The sequence below is a fragment of the Pelomonas aquatica genome, assembly GCF_026712205.1.
Classification (GTDB): domain Bacteria; phylum Pseudomonadota; class Gammaproteobacteria; order Burkholderiales; family Burkholderiaceae_C; genus Pelomonas; species Pelomonas aquatica.
Genome location: NZ_JAPPUW010000007.1, coordinates 164,381 through 182,222, shown reverse-complemented (window position 1 = coordinate 182,222; position 17,842 = coordinate 164,381). Strand labels below are relative to the sequence as shown.

Sequence of the window (17,842 nt, the reverse complement as noted above, 5' to 3'; positions counted from 1 at the left end):
AGGCAGACTCTACTCGAAGTCTTCCCCGGCCGGCGCGTCGCCTTGCACCAACCCCTTGAGTTTGTGGCTGGCGTGAAAAGTCACGACGTTTCTGGCCTTGATGGGGATGGACTCGCCGGTGCGCGGGTTGCGGCCCGGGCGCGGCGCCTTGCGGCGGATATTGAAGTTGCCGAAGCCGGAGAGCTTCACGTCCTGGCCCTTCACGAGGCTGTCATGCAGGATGTCGAAGAAGGCTTCGACCATGTCCTTGGACTCGCGCTTGTTCAGGCCCAGCTTGTCGAACAGCAGTTCGGCCAGCTCGGCCTTGGTCAGCGTGGGTGTTTCGAGGCTGCCGATGACGACGGCGGCCGCGTCCTTCTTGGTGTCGTGGGCGTCCATGGGTTCTCGTTCTCCGGTCAGCCGCGCAGGCGGCCTCCAAGCTGCTGGCCGACGGCGGCGACGATGGCGGCAATGGCCGCATCGATGCGCTCCTCGGTCAACGTGGCCTCGTCGTCGAGCAGTTCCAGGCGCACGGCCAGGCTGCGCTCATCGGCCTGCAGGTCGGTGCTGCTGCCGGCCGCGGGCTTGAAGACGTCGAACAGCCGGGCCGAGCGCAGCAGCGCGCCGCCGGCGGCCGTGATGGCGGCCATCAGCGCGTCGTGGCTGACGCTGTCCTTCACGACCAGCGCCAGGTCGCGCTGCACGGCCTGCTGGCGCGGCAGCGGCTGGCCCTGCGGCAGCCTGCGGGCCAGCGCGGCATCGAGGTCCAGCTCGAACACGACGGGCGCGTCGCCGCTGATCTCGTAGGCCTGGCGCCAGCGCGGGTGCAGTTCGCCGACGACGCCGATGACGATGCCGTTCAGGCTCAAGCGCGCGCTGCGGCCCGGGTGCAGGGCGGGATGCTCGGCGGCTTCGAAGGTCAGCGTCTGCGGCACGAACAGTGCTTCGAGGTCGCCCTTGACATCGAAGAAGTCGACGGCGCGGTCGCGCTGGCTCCACTGCTGCTGCTCGGCCGGGCCCCAGGCCAGGCCGCCCAGGCGCAGCGGCTGCTCGATGCCGGCCACGCTGAGCGGGCCGTTGGCGACGGCCGCATCGCGCCTGAACACGCGGCCCAGCTCGAACACGCGCACGCGCGTCGCGCGGCGGGTCTGGTTGTGGCGCAGCACCTGCACGAGGCTGCCGATCAGGCTGGTGCGCATCACCGACAGCGGCGCGGCGATGGGGTTCAGCAGCTTGATCGGGTCGGTGACGCCGGCGAGCTCGCGCTCCCAGCGCTCCTCGACGAAGCTGAAGTTGATCGTTTCGAAGTAGTCGCGTGCGGCGACGGCGCGACGCAGCGCGTGCTTGGCCTGGCGCGATTCCGAGCCCGTGCGGCCGACGATGGGCGCCAGCGGCGCGGTGGACGGCAGCGTCGGGTAGCCCAGCACGCGGATGACTTCCTCGATGAGGTCTTCCTCGATCAGGAAGTCGAAGCGCCAGCTCGGCGGGGTCACCGTGATGACGCCGTCAGCAGCGGTGAATGGCAGGCCCAGGCGCGTGAAGACGCTCTCGCAGTCGGCCTGTGTGATCGGCATGCCGATGACCTTGGCGGCGCGGGCCACGCGCAGCGCCACGGGCTTGCGCATGGGCACGTTGGGCGACTGGTCGTCCATCGGGCCGACCTTCGTGTCCGCCGTGCCGCAGATGTCGATGATGAGCCGGGTGATGCGCTCGATGTGCTCGACGGTCTGGGCCGGGTCGACGCCGCGTTCGAAGCGGTGGCCGGCGTCGGTCGAGAAGTTGTAGCGGCGGCCGCGGCCCATGACGGCTTCGGGCCACCAGAAGGCGGCCTCGACGTAGACGTTCTTCGTGTCGTCGGACACGGCGGTGTGGTCGCCGCCCATGATGCCGGCGAGGGACTCGACCTCGCGCGCATCGGCGATGACGCCGACCTTGTCGTCGACGGTGATGGTGTTGCCGTTCAGCAGCTTGAGCTGTTCGCCGGCCATGCCCCAGCGCACGACCAGCCCGCCGCTGATCTTGTCGAGGTCGAAGATGTGGGTCGGGCGGCCGTACTCGAACATCACGTAGTTCGAGATGTCGACCAGGGCCGTCACCGAGCGCTGGCCGCAGCGCTCCAGGCGCTGGATCATCCAGGCGGGCGTCTTGGCCTGGGTGTCAATGCCCTTGACAACGCGGCCCGAGAAACGGCCACAGAGGTCGGTGGCCTCGATGCGGATGGGCAGCTTGTCGTCGGTCGTCGGCTTGATGGCTGGGAACTCGGCCTTGAGCAGCGGTGCGCCGGTCAGGGCGGCCACTTCGCGGGCAACGCCGAACACGCTCAGGCCATGGCCCAGATTGGGCGTCAGCTTCAGCGTGAACAGCGTGTCGTCGAGGGCGAGGTGCTTGCGGATGTCTTCGCCGACGACGGCGTCCGCAGCCAGCTCCAGCAGGCCGCCGTGGTCTTCGCTGAGCTTGAGCTCTCGGGCGGAGCACAGCATGCCGAAGCTCTCGACGCCGCGCAGCTTGCCGACGCCGATCTTGAAGGGCTTGGCCGGGTCGTCGGTGGGCAGTTCGGCGCCCACGGTGGCCAGCGGCACCTTGATGCCCGCACGGGCATTGGGCGCGCCGCAGACAATTTGCAGGGGCCCTGCGCCGCCAGCGTTGACCTTGCAGACGCGCAGCTTGTCGGCGTTGGGGTGTTGTTCGGCTTCGAGGATCTCGGCGACGACGATGCCGTGGAAGGGCGGCGCGACGGGGCGCAGCTCTTCGACCTCCATGCCGGACATGGTCAGCAGTTCGGCCAGTTTTTCAGTGGACAGCGGCGGATTGCAGAACTCGCGCAGCCAGGACTCGGGGAATTGCATAACGTGCTGTTTACTTGAACTGAGCCAGGAAGCGGAGGTCGCCGTCGAAGAAGGCGCGCAGGTCGTTGACGCCATAGCGCAGCATGGCCAGGCGGTCGATGCCGGAGCCGAAGGCGAAGCCGATGTAGCGCTCGGGGTCCAGGCCCATGTTGCGGATGACCTGCGGGTGGACCTGGCCGGAGCCGGACACCTCCAGCCAGCGGCCTTTCAGCGGGCCGCTCTCGAACATGATGTCGATCTCGGCGCTGGGCTCGGTGAACGGGAAGTAGCTGGGGCGAAAGCGCAGCTGCAGCTGGTCGGTCTCGAAGAAGGCGGTGATGAAGTTCAGGTAGACCGCCTTCAGATCCTTGAACGAGATGTTCTCGCCGACCCACAGGCCTTCGACCTGGTGGAACATCGGCGAATGGGTTGCGTCGCTGTCGACGCGGTAGGTGCGGCCCGGCGCGATGACGCGTATTTCTGGCATCCCTTCGGGCGTCGTGGCCTGGCCGGCGTAGCGCTTGGCATGGGCCTGCGCGTAGCGGATCTGCATCGGGCTGGTGTGCGGGCGCAGATTGAGCCACGACCCGTTCTCGTCCTTCATGTCGACGTAGAAGGTGTCCTGCATCGAGCGGGCGGGATGGTTCTCGGGGTTGTTCAGCGCCGAGAAGCTATACCAGTCGGTCTCGATCTCGGGGCCGTCGGCGACGTCGAAACCCATGGAACCGAAGATGGCCTCGATGCGCTCCATTGCTCGCGTGATCGGGTGCAGGCCGCCGGTGCCGCGCTGGCGGCCGGGCAGGGTCACGTCCAGGGCCTCGGCCTTGAGCTGCTTCTCGAGCTCGGCGGCGGCCAGCGCGTCGCGGCGGGCGGTGAGGGCGGCTTCGATGCCGACCTTGAGCTGGTTGATCTCGGCGCCGCGGGTCTTCTTCTCCTCGATGCTGAGGGCGCCCAGGCCCTTCATCAGCTCGGTCACGCGGCCGGACTTGCCGAGGAAGCGGGCCTTGGCGTTTTCCAGTTCGGCGGGCGTTGGGGCGGCGGCAAAGTCAGCTTGCGCGGCGGCCAGAAGGGCGTCGAGATCAGACATTCGAATTCAAAAATAAAAGAGGGCCGACCCGATGGGCCGGCCCTCAAAAGGTTGCGTGCCTCGACGCAAGTCGAGGCGGGTCGCAATCAGGCGAGCGCGGCCTTCACCTTGGCGAAGATGCTGGCAAAACCAGCCGGGTCGTTGACGGCCAGATCGGCGAGGACCTTGCGGTCGATCTCGATCTGGGCCTTCTTCAGGCCCGCCACGAACTTGCTGTAGGACAGGCCCAGGCCACGCGAGGCGGCATTGATACGGGCGATCCACAGCTGACGGAAGACGCGCTTCTTGGTGCGGCGGTCACGGTAGGCGTATTGGCCCGCCTTCATCACCGCCTGCTTGGCGATGCGGAAGACGTTCTTACGACGACCGCGGAAGCCCTTGGCCAGGGCCAGGACCTTCTTGTGACGGGCGCGAGCGGTAACACCACGTTTGACGCGAGGCATGTGTTTCTCCTTGAGTCGTTAGTGGATTACAGGCCAGCAAAGGGCAGCATCTGAGCGATGTGACCCATGTTGGTTTCGTGCACGGTCACGGCGCCGCGAAGCTGACGCTTGTTCTTCGTGGTCTTCTTGGTCAGGATGTGGCGCTTGAACGCCTGACCGCGCTTGACGGTGCCACCCGGACGAACGCGAAAACGCTTTTTCGCGCTGCTCTTGGTCTTCATCTTGGGCATGTGAATGCTCCTTTTAAGTATGTCCCTGGGGCGGTGGCGGAGAGCCCGTCACGCTTGTTGGCCTCAGGAGACTTGTGGACCGGCCGGCGACCAAACCGACCTGTCAAACCTGTTTTGGTCTCAGCGCTTTTTCGGCGCCAGGACCATGATCATCTGCCGACCTTCGAGCTTCGGCATGTTCTCGACGATCGCCACGTCGGCCAACTCATCCCGGATCCGCTCCAGCAGGCGCATGCCGATGTCCTGGTGGGTGATCTCACGGCCCCGGTAGCGCAGCGTCACCTTGCCCTTGTCACCGTCTTCGGCGATGAAGCGGCGCAGATTGCGCATCTTGATCTGGTAGTCGCCTTCGTCCGTGCCCGGGCGGAACTTGACTTCCTTGATTTCGATGATCTTCTGCTTGGCCTTGGCTTCGGCGGCGCGCTTTTGCTCCTGGTACTTGAACTTGCCATAGTCCATCAGCCGGCAGACCGGCGGGTTGGCGGTGGCAGAGATCTCGACCAGATCCACATCCAGTTCGCCCGCCATACGCAGGGCTTCCTGGATGCTGACGACACCGATGGGTTCATTCTCGGGGCCGTTCAGACGGACTTCGGGAGCCATGATTTCGCGGTTCAGGCGGTGCTTGCGCTCCGGAATCGCGCGACGGTCGGCAAACGTAGCGATGGTGTGGACCTTTCAACGGGCCCCAAGGCGAGGGGCCCAAACAAAACAAATAGCGCCCGGACGGCTCTTTCAGACCTTGTTGGTGATGTCTGCGGAGATCCTGTTTAGGAAGTCCTGCAGGGGCATCACGCCGAGATCCTGGTTGCCACGGGCGCGTACCGCAACGCTGCCATTCGCCTTTTCCTTGTCGCCTACGACGAGGATGTACGGCAGCTTTTGCATGGAATGCTGGCGGATTTTATAGGTGATCTTCTCGTTGCGCAAATCGGCTGAGGCCCTAAGCCCTTGTTTTTGCAGCGATTTCACAATTTCCGCCACGTAATCGGCCTGCGCGTCGGTGATATTGGCCACGACGACCTGCGTCGGCGCCAGCCAGACGGGCAGCGCGCCGGCGTGCTGTTCGATCAGGATGCCGATGAAACGCTCCAGGCTGCCGACGATGGCGCGGTGCAGCATGACGGGGTTCTTGTGCTGGCCGTCCTCGTCGACGAACTCGGCGTCCAGGCGCACCGTCATGTTGAAGTCGACCTGCATGGTGCCGCACTGCCATTCGCGGCCGAGGGCATCCTTCAACGTGTACTCGATCTTGGGGCCGTAGAAGGCGCCGTCGCCCGGTGCGATGACGTACTCGACGCCCGCACGGCGCAGACTTTCCATCAGTGCATGCTCGGCCTTGTCCCACAGTTCATCGGAGCCGATGCGGGCGTCCGGTCGCGTGGCGACCTTGTAGAGGATGTCGCTGAAGCCGAAGTCCTTGTAGACCTTCTGCAGCAGTTCGGTGTAGGCCACGCACTCGGGCAGGATCTGGTCTTCCGTGCAGAAGATGTGGCCGTCGTCCTGCGTGAAGGCGCGCACGCGCATGATGCCGTGCAGGCCGCCCGAAGGCTCATTGCGGTGGCACTGGCCGAATTCGCCATAGCGAAGCGGCAGGTCGCGATAGCTCTTCACGCCCTGCTTGAAGATCAGGATGTGGCCCGGGCAGTTCATCGGCTTGAGCGCGTATTCGCGCTTCTCGCTCTCCGTCGTGAACATGGCCTCGCGGTACTTTTCCCAGTGGCCGGACTTCTCCCACAGCGAGCGGTCAACGATTTGCGGACCCTTGACCTCCTGGTAGCCGTTGTCCTGGTAGATGCGGCGCATGTACTGCTCCACCTGCTGCCACAGTGCCCAGCCCTTGGGGTGCCAGAACACCGTGCCCGGCGACGCTTCTTCCATGTGGAAGAGGTCCAGTTCCTTGCCGAGCCTGCGGTGGTCGCGCTTCTCGGCCTCCTCCAGCATCGTCAGGTATTTCTGCAGGTCGTCCTTCGTGGCCCAGGCCGTGCCGTAGACGCGCTGCAGCATCTCGTTGCGGTGGTCGCCGCGCCAGTAGGCGCCGGCCACCTTCATCAGCTTGAAGTGCTTGAGCTTGCCCGTGGACGGCACATGGGGGCCGCGGCAGAGGTCCTCGAACCTGCCTTCGGCGTAGAGCGACACGTCCTGGTCGGCCGGGATGCTGCCGATGATCTCGGCCTTGTAGTTCTCGCCCAGGGCCTTGAAATGGGCGACGGCCTCGTCGCGCGGCAGCACGCGGCGCACGACCTTCTCGTCCTTCCTGGCCAGTTCCGTCATCTTGGCCTCGATGGCGGCCAGGTCCTCGGGCGTGAAGGGGCGCTTGTACGAGAAGTCGTAATAGAAGCCGTTCTCGATGACCGGGCCGATGGTGACCTGGGCGTCGGGATACAGCTCCTTGACCGCATAGGCCAGCAGGTGGGCCGTCGAGTGGCGGATCAGTTCCAGGCCGTCTGCGTCCTTGTCGGTGACGATGGCGAGCTGGACATCGTGGGCTATGACATGGCTGAGGTCGACGACCTTGCCGTCGACCTTGCCGCCGAGGGCGGCCTTGGCCAGGCCGGCGCCGATGCTGGCGGCGACGTCGCCGACGGACAGCGGCGCGGGGAACTCACGGCGCGAGCCGTCGGGGAGTTGGATGGCAATCATGAAAGGTGCTCCATCTGGGGCGGAAACAAAAAAGCGCGGCCACTTGCCGCGCTTTGTTCGTTGCCCGAAGGCGTGAAGGTGCTGGTGAGCGTGACGAGCCGCGGCCGACTAGGTACCGGTGAAGGTGGTGGTCGTAGTTCGCGGTGTCATAACCAGGGTGCCTTTCTCGCTCTTGTGAGATGAGGGAGCCCGCATTCTACCGGCCGGCCGCCGTCAGCGCAGCCGCTGCAGTTGCCCGTCGACGAAACGCACCCGTTCGCCGACGCGCAGGTCGCCCGGGTTGGCGAGCTGCAGGTTCTGGTCGCCCCCGCCGTCCAGGCGGACCCAGACCCGGTAGCCGGACGGGCCGCGGTTGCCGTCGCGCTCGACCTGGTCGCCGATGACGGCGCCACCCAGCGCACCGATCACCGCACCCACCTTGCCGCCGCCGCCGCGGGGGCCGCCCATGTCGCGGCCGATCTCGTGGCCGATGACGCCGCCGATCAGGCCGCCCGCAATGGCGCCGGCGCCGGAACTGCGCGCCTGGCCGCCCAGTGGCTCGATCGCGGCGACCGTGCCGTAGCGGACGTTGGCGTAGTAGCCGCCCTGTGCGGGGTAGGCCGGATAGGCCGGTGCCGGCTCGGTGTAGGCCACCGGCGGTGGGCTGTAGGCGGGTGGGGGTGGGCGATGAACCGGCGCGACGACGCAGCCCGTCAGCAGGGCGCAGCCGAGCGCGACCAGGGCGGCGGAGCGGAGCATGGGGCGTTGGCGGAGCTTCATGGGCGGCAGTCCTCCGTCCGGCAAGGGGACGGTTGCCGCTGTAACGTTGCGTCGCATGCCGCCGGTTGACATGGCTGGCTGCAACAGAGCGTGAATAGAGCCTAGAGCGGCAACGCTTCGATCCGGCCCTGCCGCACGAGGGCGTCGAACTCGTCGGCCAGCCGCTGGCTCTCGGCCACGGCCACGCGCCAGCGGCGGCGGCGCTCGTCGGCCTCCAGCGCCATGAAGTCGTTGCGGTCGGGCAGCTTGGCGCCCGGCAGCCCTGCGATCCACTCGGGCGACGGGCACAGCAGCACGACGTTGTCGAGGAAGGCCGTCGAGCGATGGCGGTGCTTGAGCGCCTTGTCCAGCCAGCCGGGCACGACCTGGCGCTGGAAATGTGGGTAGAGCACCAGCGGCGCGCCCGAGGCCTGCAGCGCGCGGTAGTCCAGGTGCAGGTGGTAGTCGGTGATGCCGCCGTCCCAGTAGGCGCCGCGCGGCGCGCCGGGCAGGTCGTGCTGGGCCTGCAGCCAGAACGGGATGGAGCAGCTCGCCAGCAGCGCGCCGCGCAGGTTGGCGCGCGACAGATGCACCTCGCGGCTCGTGAAGTCGTTGAGCTTGAGCGGCAGGCGGTCGCGCGGGTCCGAGAACACGACGCGCTCCAGGAAGCGCCCCAGCAGCGGCCGCGACATGGCATTGGCCGCGAACGCACCGAGGTAGCCCAGCGGCGTGCGCAGCCGGCCCTCGCGCGCGAGCAGCCCGGCGCGACCACGCGACGCGACGATGTGCAGGCGCAGTCGCGGATGCGCCAGCACCTCGGCCTCGCGGCCCTGGAAGATCTCGCCGAGGATCTCGCCGAAGCGCCGGCTGACGCCCTCGGGCCGCGGGCGCTTCTCGCCCGGCAGCACGTCGTACTGCTGCGTCACATAGGCCTCGGCCATCACGTTGAACGCGTCGGCGACGTCGCGGTGGGCCAGCGCCGCCGTGGCCATGCGCCAGGCGCCGATGCTGGCGCCGACGAGGTGGACGGTCTGGCGGCTCTGCGGCAGCCAGTCGCCGAAGACATGGCGGTCCAGGCCGTTGAGGATCAGCCCCTTGGGGCCGCCCGCCGCAGCGGGGATCAGGCCGACGTCCTCGGCGCGCAGGCCGCGCTCGGCCAGGCGGGCCCTGGCGGCCGGGCCGGCAAAGACTTGGAGGGCAGCTGAGGTCATGGCCTCAGAAGATAGCCGGGTTCAGAACTTGTGTTCCCAATTCACGGCCCACCAGGCCACGGGCTGGCGCTCGTTGAGGCTGAAGTCGTCGAGCTTGGTGAAGCTCAGGCGAGTGCCCTGCCTGGGCTGGAACAGGCCGTTGACGCTGACGCGCACGCTGTCCTGCTTGCCGAGCTGCATCGCCGCGAAGGCGTCCAGCGAGCGCGAGGCCAGCGTCTGCTGGCTCTGCAGATCGCTTTGCCGCACGTCGAACCTGGGCGCGATCTGGGCGCTGAAGCCCATGTTGACCGGCAGGCTCTTGAGCCGATAGTCGGCGCCGAAGTTGAACTGCCAGGGCTGCTGGCCTTCCAGGCGGTTGTCGGGGCCGGGGATGTCGCCGACCCTGGAGCGGTAGAGGTTCAGCGAGGCACGCAGGCTCAGCGCCGTCGTCGGCTCGAACAGGCCCGGGAAGAGCTCGCCGGCGCGGCCCTTGACCTCCAGCTCCAGGCCCTCGGTCGTCGCCTTGCTGAGGTTGATCTGCGTGATGACCCAGCGCTGCGTCGGTGCCCAGGGCACGGTCATCAGCCGGGGCTGATCGGTGCGGATCAGGTTGGTGATGCGGCGGTGGAAGAGGCTCACCGATACCAGGCCGCCGGCCGGCAGATAGCTCTCGTAGGCGATGTCCAGGCCGGTGGCCAGCTCGGGCTGCAGGGCGGGGTTGCCGATGCGGTCCGGCGTGGTCGGCGTGTTGCCCTGGGTCAGCGGGTCGGTCGTGTTGATGGACGGCCGGTTGATGAGCTGCTGCACGTCCGGCGCCTTGTAGCTGCGCGTGAGGCTGGCGCGCACGAGGTCGCGGCCACTTCCTTTTCCATTGGGGTCGGGCTTGAAGTTCAGGTGCAGCACCGGCGTCGTGACCCGGCTCATGCTGGAGAAGTCACTGCTGCCGACGGCGTCCGCGCTGCCGCGGCTGTCGGTCTTGATCTGCTCGTGGCGCAGGCCGAAGTAGGCCGACCACTGCTTGTTGATCTCCCACTCGTCCTGCGCGAAGACGGCGCTGCGCGTGATCGTCGCGTCGAAGGGCTGGCCTTCGATGCCGGGCAGCAGCGGCTGCCCGTTCTCGATGGTCGTGCGGTTCTCGTCGCGCACCTTGCGCTCCAGCTCCGCGCCGGTGGTGAGGGTGTGGGCCTCGCCGGCGTACTGGCTGTATTTGCCGGACAGCGTCGCGTTGTGGTTGCGGTTCTTGCCCGTCGTCGTGCGCGAGACGGGCGTGGCGCCGTTGCGGCCTTCGAAGTCGAAGTTGAAGTCGGCGCCGCCCGAGCCCACGCCGGCACGCAGCTCGATGCGGCGGTCCTCGCTGAAGCGGTTGTTGTATTGCAGGTTCAGGCGTTCAGCCGAGAAGGTGCCGCGGTTGCGCGTGGTCTCGTCGATGGTGCGCGGCGTGTAGAGCGGGTCGCTGTCCGGCAGCCTGGCGACGGTATTGGCGCCCTCGTTGTGGAAGCGGTTGTCGACGAAGAAGCCCTGCAGCGTCAGCGTCTCGTCGTCGCCCATCTTCCAGTTCAGGCGCGGCGACACGTTGAAGCCGCGGCCGAAGGCGAGGTCATGGCCCTCGTTGCCGACGTGCTGGCGCAGCTGCCCGGGCATCGTCGGGTTGGCGTTGGTGAGGCGCTCGCCGTCCAGCTCGTTCCTGAAGTGCCACTGGTAGAGCGAGACCGGGATGACGAAGCCCAGGCCGCCCACGGCGCGATCGCCATAGGTGAAGCCGCCGTTGATGACGGGCTTCTCGTTCGCATAGGCCAGGCCCGGGCGCAGATCCTTCTGCACGACGCGCGGGGCGTCCTTCAGGATGATGTTCAGCGTGCCGGCAATGGCCTGGGCGCTCTGGTCGGCGGTCGGGGCCTTGGTCACTTCCACGCGCTCGACCTGCTGCGGGTTGAGGTTGTCGAGGCTGAAGCCCGGAGGCGCGGGCTCGCCGTTGACGAGGATCTGCGTGTAGGCGCCGCCCAGGCCGCGCATGCGCAGCTGGCCGCCGGAGACGTTGATGCCGGGCAGCCGCTTGAGCACGTCGGAGAGCTGCGTGTCGCCGTACTTGTCCAGCTCCTCGCGGCCGTAGAGCTGCTTGGCCACGGGCTCGCGGCGGCGCAGGTCGGCGTCGGTCTGCTGGCGCGTCACCGATACGCGTTCGAGCTGCGGGTTGCCGGGGCTGGGCGAGTTGTTCTGGGCGCGGTCCACTTCCTGCTGGGCCAGCACGAGGGCAGGGCACAGCAGCAGCGACGCGAGGGCAGGGGCTTTCAAACGGGGACTCCGGGGTATCTGGACAGTGCGGCGCGCGATCATGTCAGCGCCGTGCCGCAATGACGAAGGTCAGCGCTTGAGCTTGGCGAAGGCCGCGGCCATCGCGTTGCCGCCCGCGGGCTGGGCGTCGCGCGAGCCGCCGCCCTGGCGCTCGTTGCGGGCCGCGGGCCGGAAGCTGTTGTCCTGCTTGGGGCCACGGGTGGGCTGTGCATCGAGCTTCATCGTCAGCGAGATGCGCTGGCGGGCCAGGTCCACCTCCAGCACCTTGACCTTGACGATGTCGCCCGTCTTGACCACCTCGCGCGCGTCGTTGACGAACTTGCTGGACAGCTGGCTGACGTGGATCAGGCCGTCCTGGTGCACGCCCAGGTCGACGAAGGCGCCGAACTGCGCGACGTTGCTGACCGTGCCTTCGAGCAGCATGCCGGGCTGCAGGTCCTTGACGTCCTCGACGCCGTCGTTGAAGCGGGCGACCTTGAAGTCCGGGCGCGGGTCGCGGCCGGGCTTCTCCAGTTCGGCCAGCACGTCTTTCACGGTGATGGCGCCGAACCTGTCGTCGGCCAGCAGCTCTGGCTTGAGGGTGCGCAGCACCTCGCTGCGGCCGATGATCTCCTCGGCCGGGCGCTTGAGCTGGGCCAGTGCCCGCTCGACGATGGGGTAGGTCTCGGGGTGGACGCCCGAGAAGTCCAGCGGGTTGTCACCGCCGCGGATGCGCAGGAAGCCGGCGGACTGCTCGAAGGTCTTGGGGCCCAGGCCGGTCACGTCCAGCAGCTGCTGGCGGTTCCTGAACGCGCCATTGGCATCGCGCCAGCGCACGATGCTGCTGGCGACCGAGGCCGACAGGCCGGACACGCGCGCCAGCAGGGCCGACGAGGCCGTGTTCAGGTCCACGCCGACCTTGTTCACGCAGTCCTCGACGACGGCGTCCAGCGCGCGCGCCATCTCGCTCTGATTCACGTCGTGCTGGTACTGGCCGACGCCGATGCTCTTGGGGTCGATCTTGACCAGCTCGGCCAGCGGGTCCTGCAGGCGGCGGGCGATGGACACGGCGCCGCGCAGGCTCACGTCAAGGTCGGGCAGCTCCCTGGACGCGAACTCCGAGGCCGAGTAGACCGAGGCGCCGGCCTCGCTGACGACGACGCGCTCGATCTGCACGTTCGCATCGAGCTGCTGCAGCTTCTTGATCAGCTCGCCCGCAAGCTTGTCGGTCTCGCGGCTGGCCGTGCCGTTGCCGATGGCGATCAGGTTGACGCCATGCGTCGCGCACAGCTTGGCCAGCGTGTGCAGGCTGCCGTCCCAGTCGCGGCGCGGCTCGTGCGGGTAGACGGTCGACGTGTCCAGCACGCGGCCGGTGTCGCTGACCACGGCCACCTTCACGCCGGTGCGGATGCCGGGGTCCAGCCCCATGACGACGCGCTTGCCGGCCGGTGCGGCCAGCAGCAGGTCGCGCAGGTTCTCGGCGAAGACCTTGATGGCCGTGGCCTCGGCCGCCTCGCGCAGCCGCGCGAACAGGTCGCGTTCCAGGCTCAGGGACAGCTTGACCTTCCAGGTCCAGGCCACGGTCTTGCGGAGCAGCTCGTCGGCCGCGCGGCTGGCGTGGCGCCAGCCGAGGTGGGCCGCGATGCGGCCCTCGGCCAGGCCGGGCTTGCCGGGGGAACTTGACGTAGGCTCTTCGTCAAGCACCAGCTTGGCGTCCAGCAGCTCCTGCGTGCGGCCGCGGAACACGGCCAGCGCGCGGTGCGAGGGCACGGTGCGGATGGGCTCGGCGTAGTCGAAGTAGTCGCGGAACTTGGCGTTGTCGGGCGTGTCGGGGCTCTTGCCGTCCATCAGCTTGGACTGGAACAGGCCTTCGGCCCACAGCCACTCGCGCAGCTTGCCGACCAGCACGGCGTCCTCGGCCCAGCGCTCGCTGAGCAGGTCGCGCACGCCGTCGAGCACGGCGAAGGCGTCGGCAAAGCCGCCCTCGGCGTTGACGAACTTCGCGGCCTCGTCCATCGGCACGAGGCTCGGGTCGGCAAACAGCCGGTCGGCCAGCGGCTCCAGGCCGGCCTCGCGGGCGATCATGCCCTTGGTGCGACGCCTGGGCTTGTAGGGCAGGTAGAGGTCTTCCAGCTCCTGCTTGGTGGGCGCGGCGCGCACGGCGGCTTCGAGTTCGGGCGTCAGCTTGCCCTGCTCGGCAATGCTCTTCAGCACGGCCTCGCGGCGCTCGGCCAGCTCGCGCAGATAGGCCAGGCGGGCGTCCAGCTCGCGCAGCTGGATGTCGTCGAGGCCGTCGGTGGCCTCCTTGCGGTAGCGGGCGATGAAGGGCACGGTGGCCCCGCCGTCCAGCAGCTCGACGGCAGCCTGCACCTGGGCCGGCCTCACCTTCAGCTCGGCGGCGATCTGGGAAACGATCAACTTGTCCAAAACGGGGCCTGACAACGCAGCAAAAAGCCGGCGATTTTGCCAGGGAGCCGGCGGCGATTTGCGGGCCTCAGCGGCCGGCCGGAAGCGTGACGAGATCATGGGATGGGCTCCGTTTGCGGGCCCGGTGATGAGATTCACGGGCGCCGCAAATGGCTGGAGCCGAGGTGGCGTCGGCGTGACTCGGTGGACCAGGGGGAAGTCCTCCTTTGGTCAGGGGGTGGCCAGCCAGCCCGCCAGGCCCAGGCCCGCGGCCCGGCCGCTGGCGAAGCAGGCGGTCAGCAGATAGCCGCCGGTCGGGGCTTCCCAGTCCAGCATCTCGCCGGCCACGAAGACGCCGGGCAGCGCGCGCAGCATCAGGCCGTCGGTCAGCGCCTCGAAGCGCACGCCGCCCGCGCTGCTGATCGCCTCGGCCACCGGGCGCGGCGCGTGCAGCACCAGCGGCAGGTGCTTGAGGGCCGCGGCGAGCCGGGCCGGGTCCAGCATCTGCTCGCGCGTCAGCAGCTCGTGCAGCAGGCCGAGCTTGAGCGGGCCCAGGTGCAGGCGGCTCTTCAGGTGCGAGGACAGCGAGCGGCTGCCGCGCGGGTGCCTGACCTCGGCCAGCACGCGCTCGGCACTCAGTTGGGGCAGCAGGTCCAGATGCAGCATGGCTTGGCCGTCGCGGGCGATCTGCTCGCGCAGCGCGCTGCTGGCGGCATAGACCAGCGAGCCTTCGATGCCGGTCGCCGTGATGACGAATTCGCCCGGGCGGCCGGCAAAGCCCTGGGCTTCCAGCGCCACGGGCTTGACGGGCTGGCCGGCGAACTCGGTGGCGAAGCGTGCGCTCCAGCCCGGGCCGTCGGCATGGGCCGCGGTGGCGCCCACGTCGAAGCCGCAGTTGGCCGGCCGCAGCGGCGCGATGTCGACGCCGCGCGCGGCCAGCCAGGGCGCCCAGGCGCCATCCGAGCCGAGCTGGGGCCAGGAGGCGCCGCCCAGCGCCAGCAGCGTCGCGCGGGGCTGCAGCCGGCGTTCGCCGGCGGGCGTGTCGAAGCGCAGCGCGCCTACTCCCGTCTCAGCGGCCCAGCCGGTCCAGCGGTGGCGCATCGCGAACTTGACGCCCGCCGCGCGCAGCCGCTGCAGCCAGGCGCGCAGCAGCGGCGCGGCCTTCAGGTCCTTTGGGAAGACGCGGCCCGAGGTGCCGACGAAGGTCTCGACGCCCAGGCCCGCGGCCCAGGCGCGCAATGTGTCGGCTTCGAAGCCGCGCAGCAGCGGCTCGATCTGCGCGGCGCGCGCGCCGAAGCGGCCGAGGAAGGGCTCGAAGGGCTCGGAGTGGGTCAGGTTGAGGCCGCCCTTGCCGGCCAGCAGGAATTTTCGGCCGACGGTGGGCTTGGCATCGAAGACGGTGACGGCATGGCCGGCCGCGGCCAGCACCTCGGCCGCCATCAGGCCGGCGGGACCGCCGCCGATGATGGCGATGGGATCGGGGGACGACATGCCCCCGATTGTCCTAGCGACTCAGCCGGCGCGCAGCTTGTCGCGCAGCGCCTCGCCGATGTCCGGCCGGGCGGCATAGGGGTCGGTCGGATTGCGCTGCAGCATCGCGTCTTCCATGCGCGTCTGCAGGCCGGCCAGGGCCTTGGGGTGGCTGAAGATGTAGAACTTGTTGTGGTCGATGGCGTCGAAGACCATGGCCGCGACGTCGGCCGCAGTCAGCTTGCCGGAAGACACTGCCTTGTCGGTCTGGGCCTGGGAGACGATCTGGCTGATGGTCGGCTTGCTGCCCGGCATGTCGCCGGGGCGGTTGCGGTGGCTCTGGCTGATGCCGGTGGGCACGTAGAAGGGGCAGAGCACCGAGGCGTGGACCTGGCTCGTGACCAGGGCGAGATCGTGATGAAGCGTCTCGGTCAAAGCCACCACGGCGGCCTTGCTGACGTTGTAGACGCCGGAAACAGGCGGCACCAGCAGCCCGGCCATGGACGCCGTATTGACGATGTGGCCCGAGTAGCTCGGGTCGGCCTTGGCGGCGGCCAGCATCATCGGCGTGAACAGGCGCACGCCGTGCACGACGCCCATCAGGTTGACGCCCAGCACCCATTCCCAGTCGCTGAGGGCGTTCTCCCAGACCAGGCCGCCGGAGCCGACGCCGGCGTTGTTGAAGACGAAGTGCGGCGCGCCGAAGCGCTGCTGCACCGCATCGGCCAGCGCCTGCATCTGATCGGCCTTGGCGACGTCGACGACGCGGGCCAGCACCTCGACGTCCTTGAACTCCGCGGCGGCCTTGTCCAGCGCATCGGCCTGCACGTCGACGAGGACGAGGTTCATGCCGCGGCGGGCGGCGATGCGCGCGGTCTCGAGGCCGAAGCCGGAGCCGGCGCCGGTGATGACGGCGGTTTTCCTCTGGGTCATGGGGTTGTGTCCTTGTGCATCTCGATGTGGGCGATGCCGTCTTCCATATAGGGCTCGCCAACGGGCAGGAAGCCGAAGCTGCCGTAGAAGCGCTCCAGGTGGGCCTGGGCATGCAGCGTGATCGCCTGGCTGGGCCACAGGCGCCCGCATTGCGCGACGGCCTCAAGCATCAGCGCGCGGCCGCCGCCGCCGCCGCGTGCGGCGGGCGACGTGACGACGCGGCCGATGACGGCGTCATCCGGCGCCTTCAGTCCGGGCCGCAGCAGCCGGGCATAGGCATTGAGCCGGCCGTCGTCGCCGTGGCCGAGCAGATGCCAGGCCTGCGGGTCCAGGCCGTCGATGTCGAGGAACACGCAGTTCTGCTCGACGACGAAGACCTCGGAACGCAGGGCCAGCGCATCGTGCAGCTGCTGCGCGCTCAACTCGGCGAAGGGCGCGCAGGTCCAGCGCATCAGATCAGCTTCACGAGCTGCTTGCCGAAGTTCCTGCCCTTGAGCAGGCCCATGAAGGCCTCGGGCGCGGCAGGCAGCCCCAACGCGACGGATTCGCGGAACTTGAGCTTGCCGGTGGCCACCAGGCCGCCCAGTTCCTTCAGCGCCTCGGGCCAGACCTCCATGTGCTCGGACACGATGAAGCCCTCGACCTTCATGCGGTTGACGAGGATGAGCTGGGGCGCGGCCATGGGGATGGGCTGGCCGTCGTAGCCGGAGATCATGCCGCACATGGCGATGCGGCTGAAGGCGTTGGCGCGCAGCAGCACCGCGTCGAGGATCATGCCGCCGACGTTCTCGAAATAGCCGTCGATGCCGTTGGGGCAGGCCTCCTTCAGCGCGGCGGACAGCGACTTCAGGTCGGCGTGCTGCTTGTAGTCGATGCAGGCGTCGAAGCCCAGCTCCTCGACGACGTAGCGGCACTTGTCCGCGCCGCCGGCCAGGCCGACCGCACGGCAGCCGCGTGCCTTGGCGAGCTGGCCGACGACGGAGCCGACCGCGCCGCTGGCGGCGCTCACCACGACGGTTTCGCCGGCCTTGGGGTTGATGATCTTCATCAGCCCGTACCAGGCGGTGACGCCGGGCATGCCGACAGCGCCGAGGTAGGCGGAGAGGGGGATGTGGGTGGTGTCGACCTTGTTCAGCACGCCGCGCTGGCTGGCGTCCACGGTCTGGTATTCCTGCCAGCCGCCCATGCCGACGACCTTGTCGCCGACCGCGAAGCCGGCATTCCTCGATTCGACGACCTCGCCGACGGTGCCGCCGATCATGACCTCGTCCAGCGGCTGCGAGGCCGCATAGCTCTTGCTGTCGTTCATGCGGCCGCGCATATACGGGTCGAGGCTGAGGAAGTGGTTGCGCACGCGTACCTGGCCGTCGGCCAGCGGCGCCAGCGCGGCCTCGACGAGGCGGAAGTTGTCGGGCGTGACCTCGCCCTTGGGGCGCGAGGCGAGGACGATCTGGCGGTTGATGGTGCTCATGGTGGAGGGCGTCGGTTCACACGAAGAGCCGCCATTGAAGCACCGCGGCGGTCGCCCCTGCGTCCCAGGGGCGACAAGGGAGAACCTGTTCAAGGTCTCCTCATGGTGCCCGCAAGGCATCGCCAGGCCGCAATCGAGGCGCGGCACGCCGCCCGC

General features: G+C 68.4%; 15 protein-coding genes. All 15 read right to left on the bottom strand.

The window, feature by feature from the left end:
• Positions 1-9 precede the first annotated feature (9 nt).
• The 15 genes from NYP07_RS09540 to NYP07_RS09470 all read right to left on the bottom strand — a co-directional run bounded on the left by NYP07_RS09540 (position 10) and on the right by NYP07_RS09470 (position 17,686).
• On the bottom strand, positions 10-378 hold the full coding sequence (locus NYP07_RS09540; RefSeq protein WP_268149735.1) for an integration host factor subunit alpha: 369 nt from the start codon (positions 376-378) through the stop codon (positions 10-12).
• A gap of 17 nt (positions 379-395) precedes the next feature.
• Entirely contained in the window at positions 396-2,825 is a 2,430-nt protein-coding gene (gene pheT, locus NYP07_RS09535) for a phenylalanine--tRNA ligase subunit beta (RefSeq protein ID WP_268149733.1), read from the bottom strand.
• A gap of 10 nt (positions 2,826-2,835) precedes the next feature.
• Positions 2,836-3,891: a phenylalanine--tRNA ligase subunit alpha gene (gene pheS, locus NYP07_RS09530; protein ID WP_268149731.1), complete on the bottom strand. Its 1,056-nt coding sequence runs from the start codon at positions 3,889-3,891 to the stop codon at positions 2,836-2,838.
• 86 nt (positions 3,892-3,977) lie between these two features.
• Entirely contained in the window at positions 3,978-4,334 is a 357-nt protein-coding gene (gene rplT / locus NYP07_RS09525; RefSeq protein ID WP_025564000.1) for a 50S ribosomal protein L20, read from the bottom strand.
• Positions 4,335-4,360: 26 nt separating this feature from the next.
• Complete coding sequence (rpmI, locus tag NYP07_RS09520; RefSeq protein ID WP_056197410.1) at positions 4,361-4,564, bottom strand: 50S ribosomal protein L35; 204 nt, start codon at positions 4,562-4,564, stop codon at positions 4,361-4,363.
• Positions 4,565-4,684: 120 nt separating this feature from the next.
• The gene (gene infC, locus NYP07_RS09515) at positions 4,685-5,230 is read right to left on the bottom strand and encodes a translation initiation factor IF-3 (protein ID WP_268149885.1); all 546 of its coding nucleotides are present in this window, start codon (positions 5,228-5,230) and stop codon (positions 4,685-4,687) included.
• Between the two features lie 69 nt (positions 5,231-5,299).
• On the bottom strand, positions 5,300-7,207 hold the full coding sequence (thrS, locus tag NYP07_RS09510) for a threonine--tRNA ligase (RefSeq protein WP_268149721.1): 1,908 nt from the start codon (positions 7,205-7,207) through the stop codon (positions 5,300-5,302).
• 213 nt (positions 7,208-7,420) lie between these two features.
• Complete coding sequence (locus tag NYP07_RS09505; RefSeq protein ID WP_268149719.1) at positions 7,421-7,966, bottom strand: glycine zipper 2TM domain-containing protein; 546 nt, start codon at positions 7,964-7,966, stop codon at positions 7,421-7,423.
• A 101-nt stretch (positions 7,967-8,067) separates the two neighbouring features.
• On the bottom strand, positions 8,068-9,156 hold the full coding sequence (locus tag NYP07_RS09500; protein ID WP_268149717.1) for a patatin-like phospholipase family protein: 1,089 nt from the start codon (positions 9,154-9,156) through the stop codon (positions 8,068-8,070).
• Between the two features lie 21 nt (positions 9,157-9,177).
• Positions 9,178-11,427, bottom strand: coding sequence for a TonB-dependent receptor plug domain-containing protein (locus NYP07_RS09495; protein ID WP_268149715.1), 2,250 nt, complete (start codon positions 11,425-11,427; stop codon positions 9,178-9,180).
• 69 nt (positions 11,428-11,496) lie between these two features.
• Positions 11,497-13,833, bottom strand: coding sequence for a Tex family protein (locus NYP07_RS09490; protein ID WP_268149713.1), 2,337 nt, complete (start codon positions 13,831-13,833; stop codon positions 11,497-11,499).
• A 210-nt stretch (positions 13,834-14,043) separates the two neighbouring features.
• The gene (locus NYP07_RS09485; protein WP_268149711.1) at positions 14,044-15,303 is read right to left on the bottom strand and encodes a TIGR03862 family flavoprotein; all 1,260 of its coding nucleotides are present in this window, start codon (positions 15,301-15,303) and stop codon (positions 14,044-14,046) included.
• A 21-nt stretch (positions 15,304-15,324) separates the two neighbouring features.
• Positions 15,325-16,215 carry an SDR family oxidoreductase gene (locus NYP07_RS09480; RefSeq protein ID WP_268149709.1) on the bottom strand — a complete coding sequence of 297 codons (891 nt, stop codon included), beginning with the start codon at positions 16,213-16,215 and terminating at the stop codon, positions 15,325-15,327.
• Positions 16,212-16,667, bottom strand: coding sequence for a GNAT family N-acetyltransferase (locus tag NYP07_RS09475; RefSeq protein WP_268149707.1), 456 nt, complete (start codon positions 16,665-16,667; stop codon positions 16,212-16,214). Before NYP07_RS09475 ends, NYP07_RS09480 begins: the two co-directional genes overlap by 4 nt.
• Positions 16,667-17,686: an NADP-dependent oxidoreductase gene (locus tag NYP07_RS09470; RefSeq protein WP_268149705.1), complete on the bottom strand. Its 1,020-nt coding sequence runs from the start codon at positions 17,684-17,686 to the stop codon at positions 16,667-16,669. The genes NYP07_RS09475 and NYP07_RS09470 overlap by 1 nt, the downstream gene beginning before the upstream one ends.
• Between the last annotated feature and the right edge of the window lie 156 nt (positions 17,687-17,842).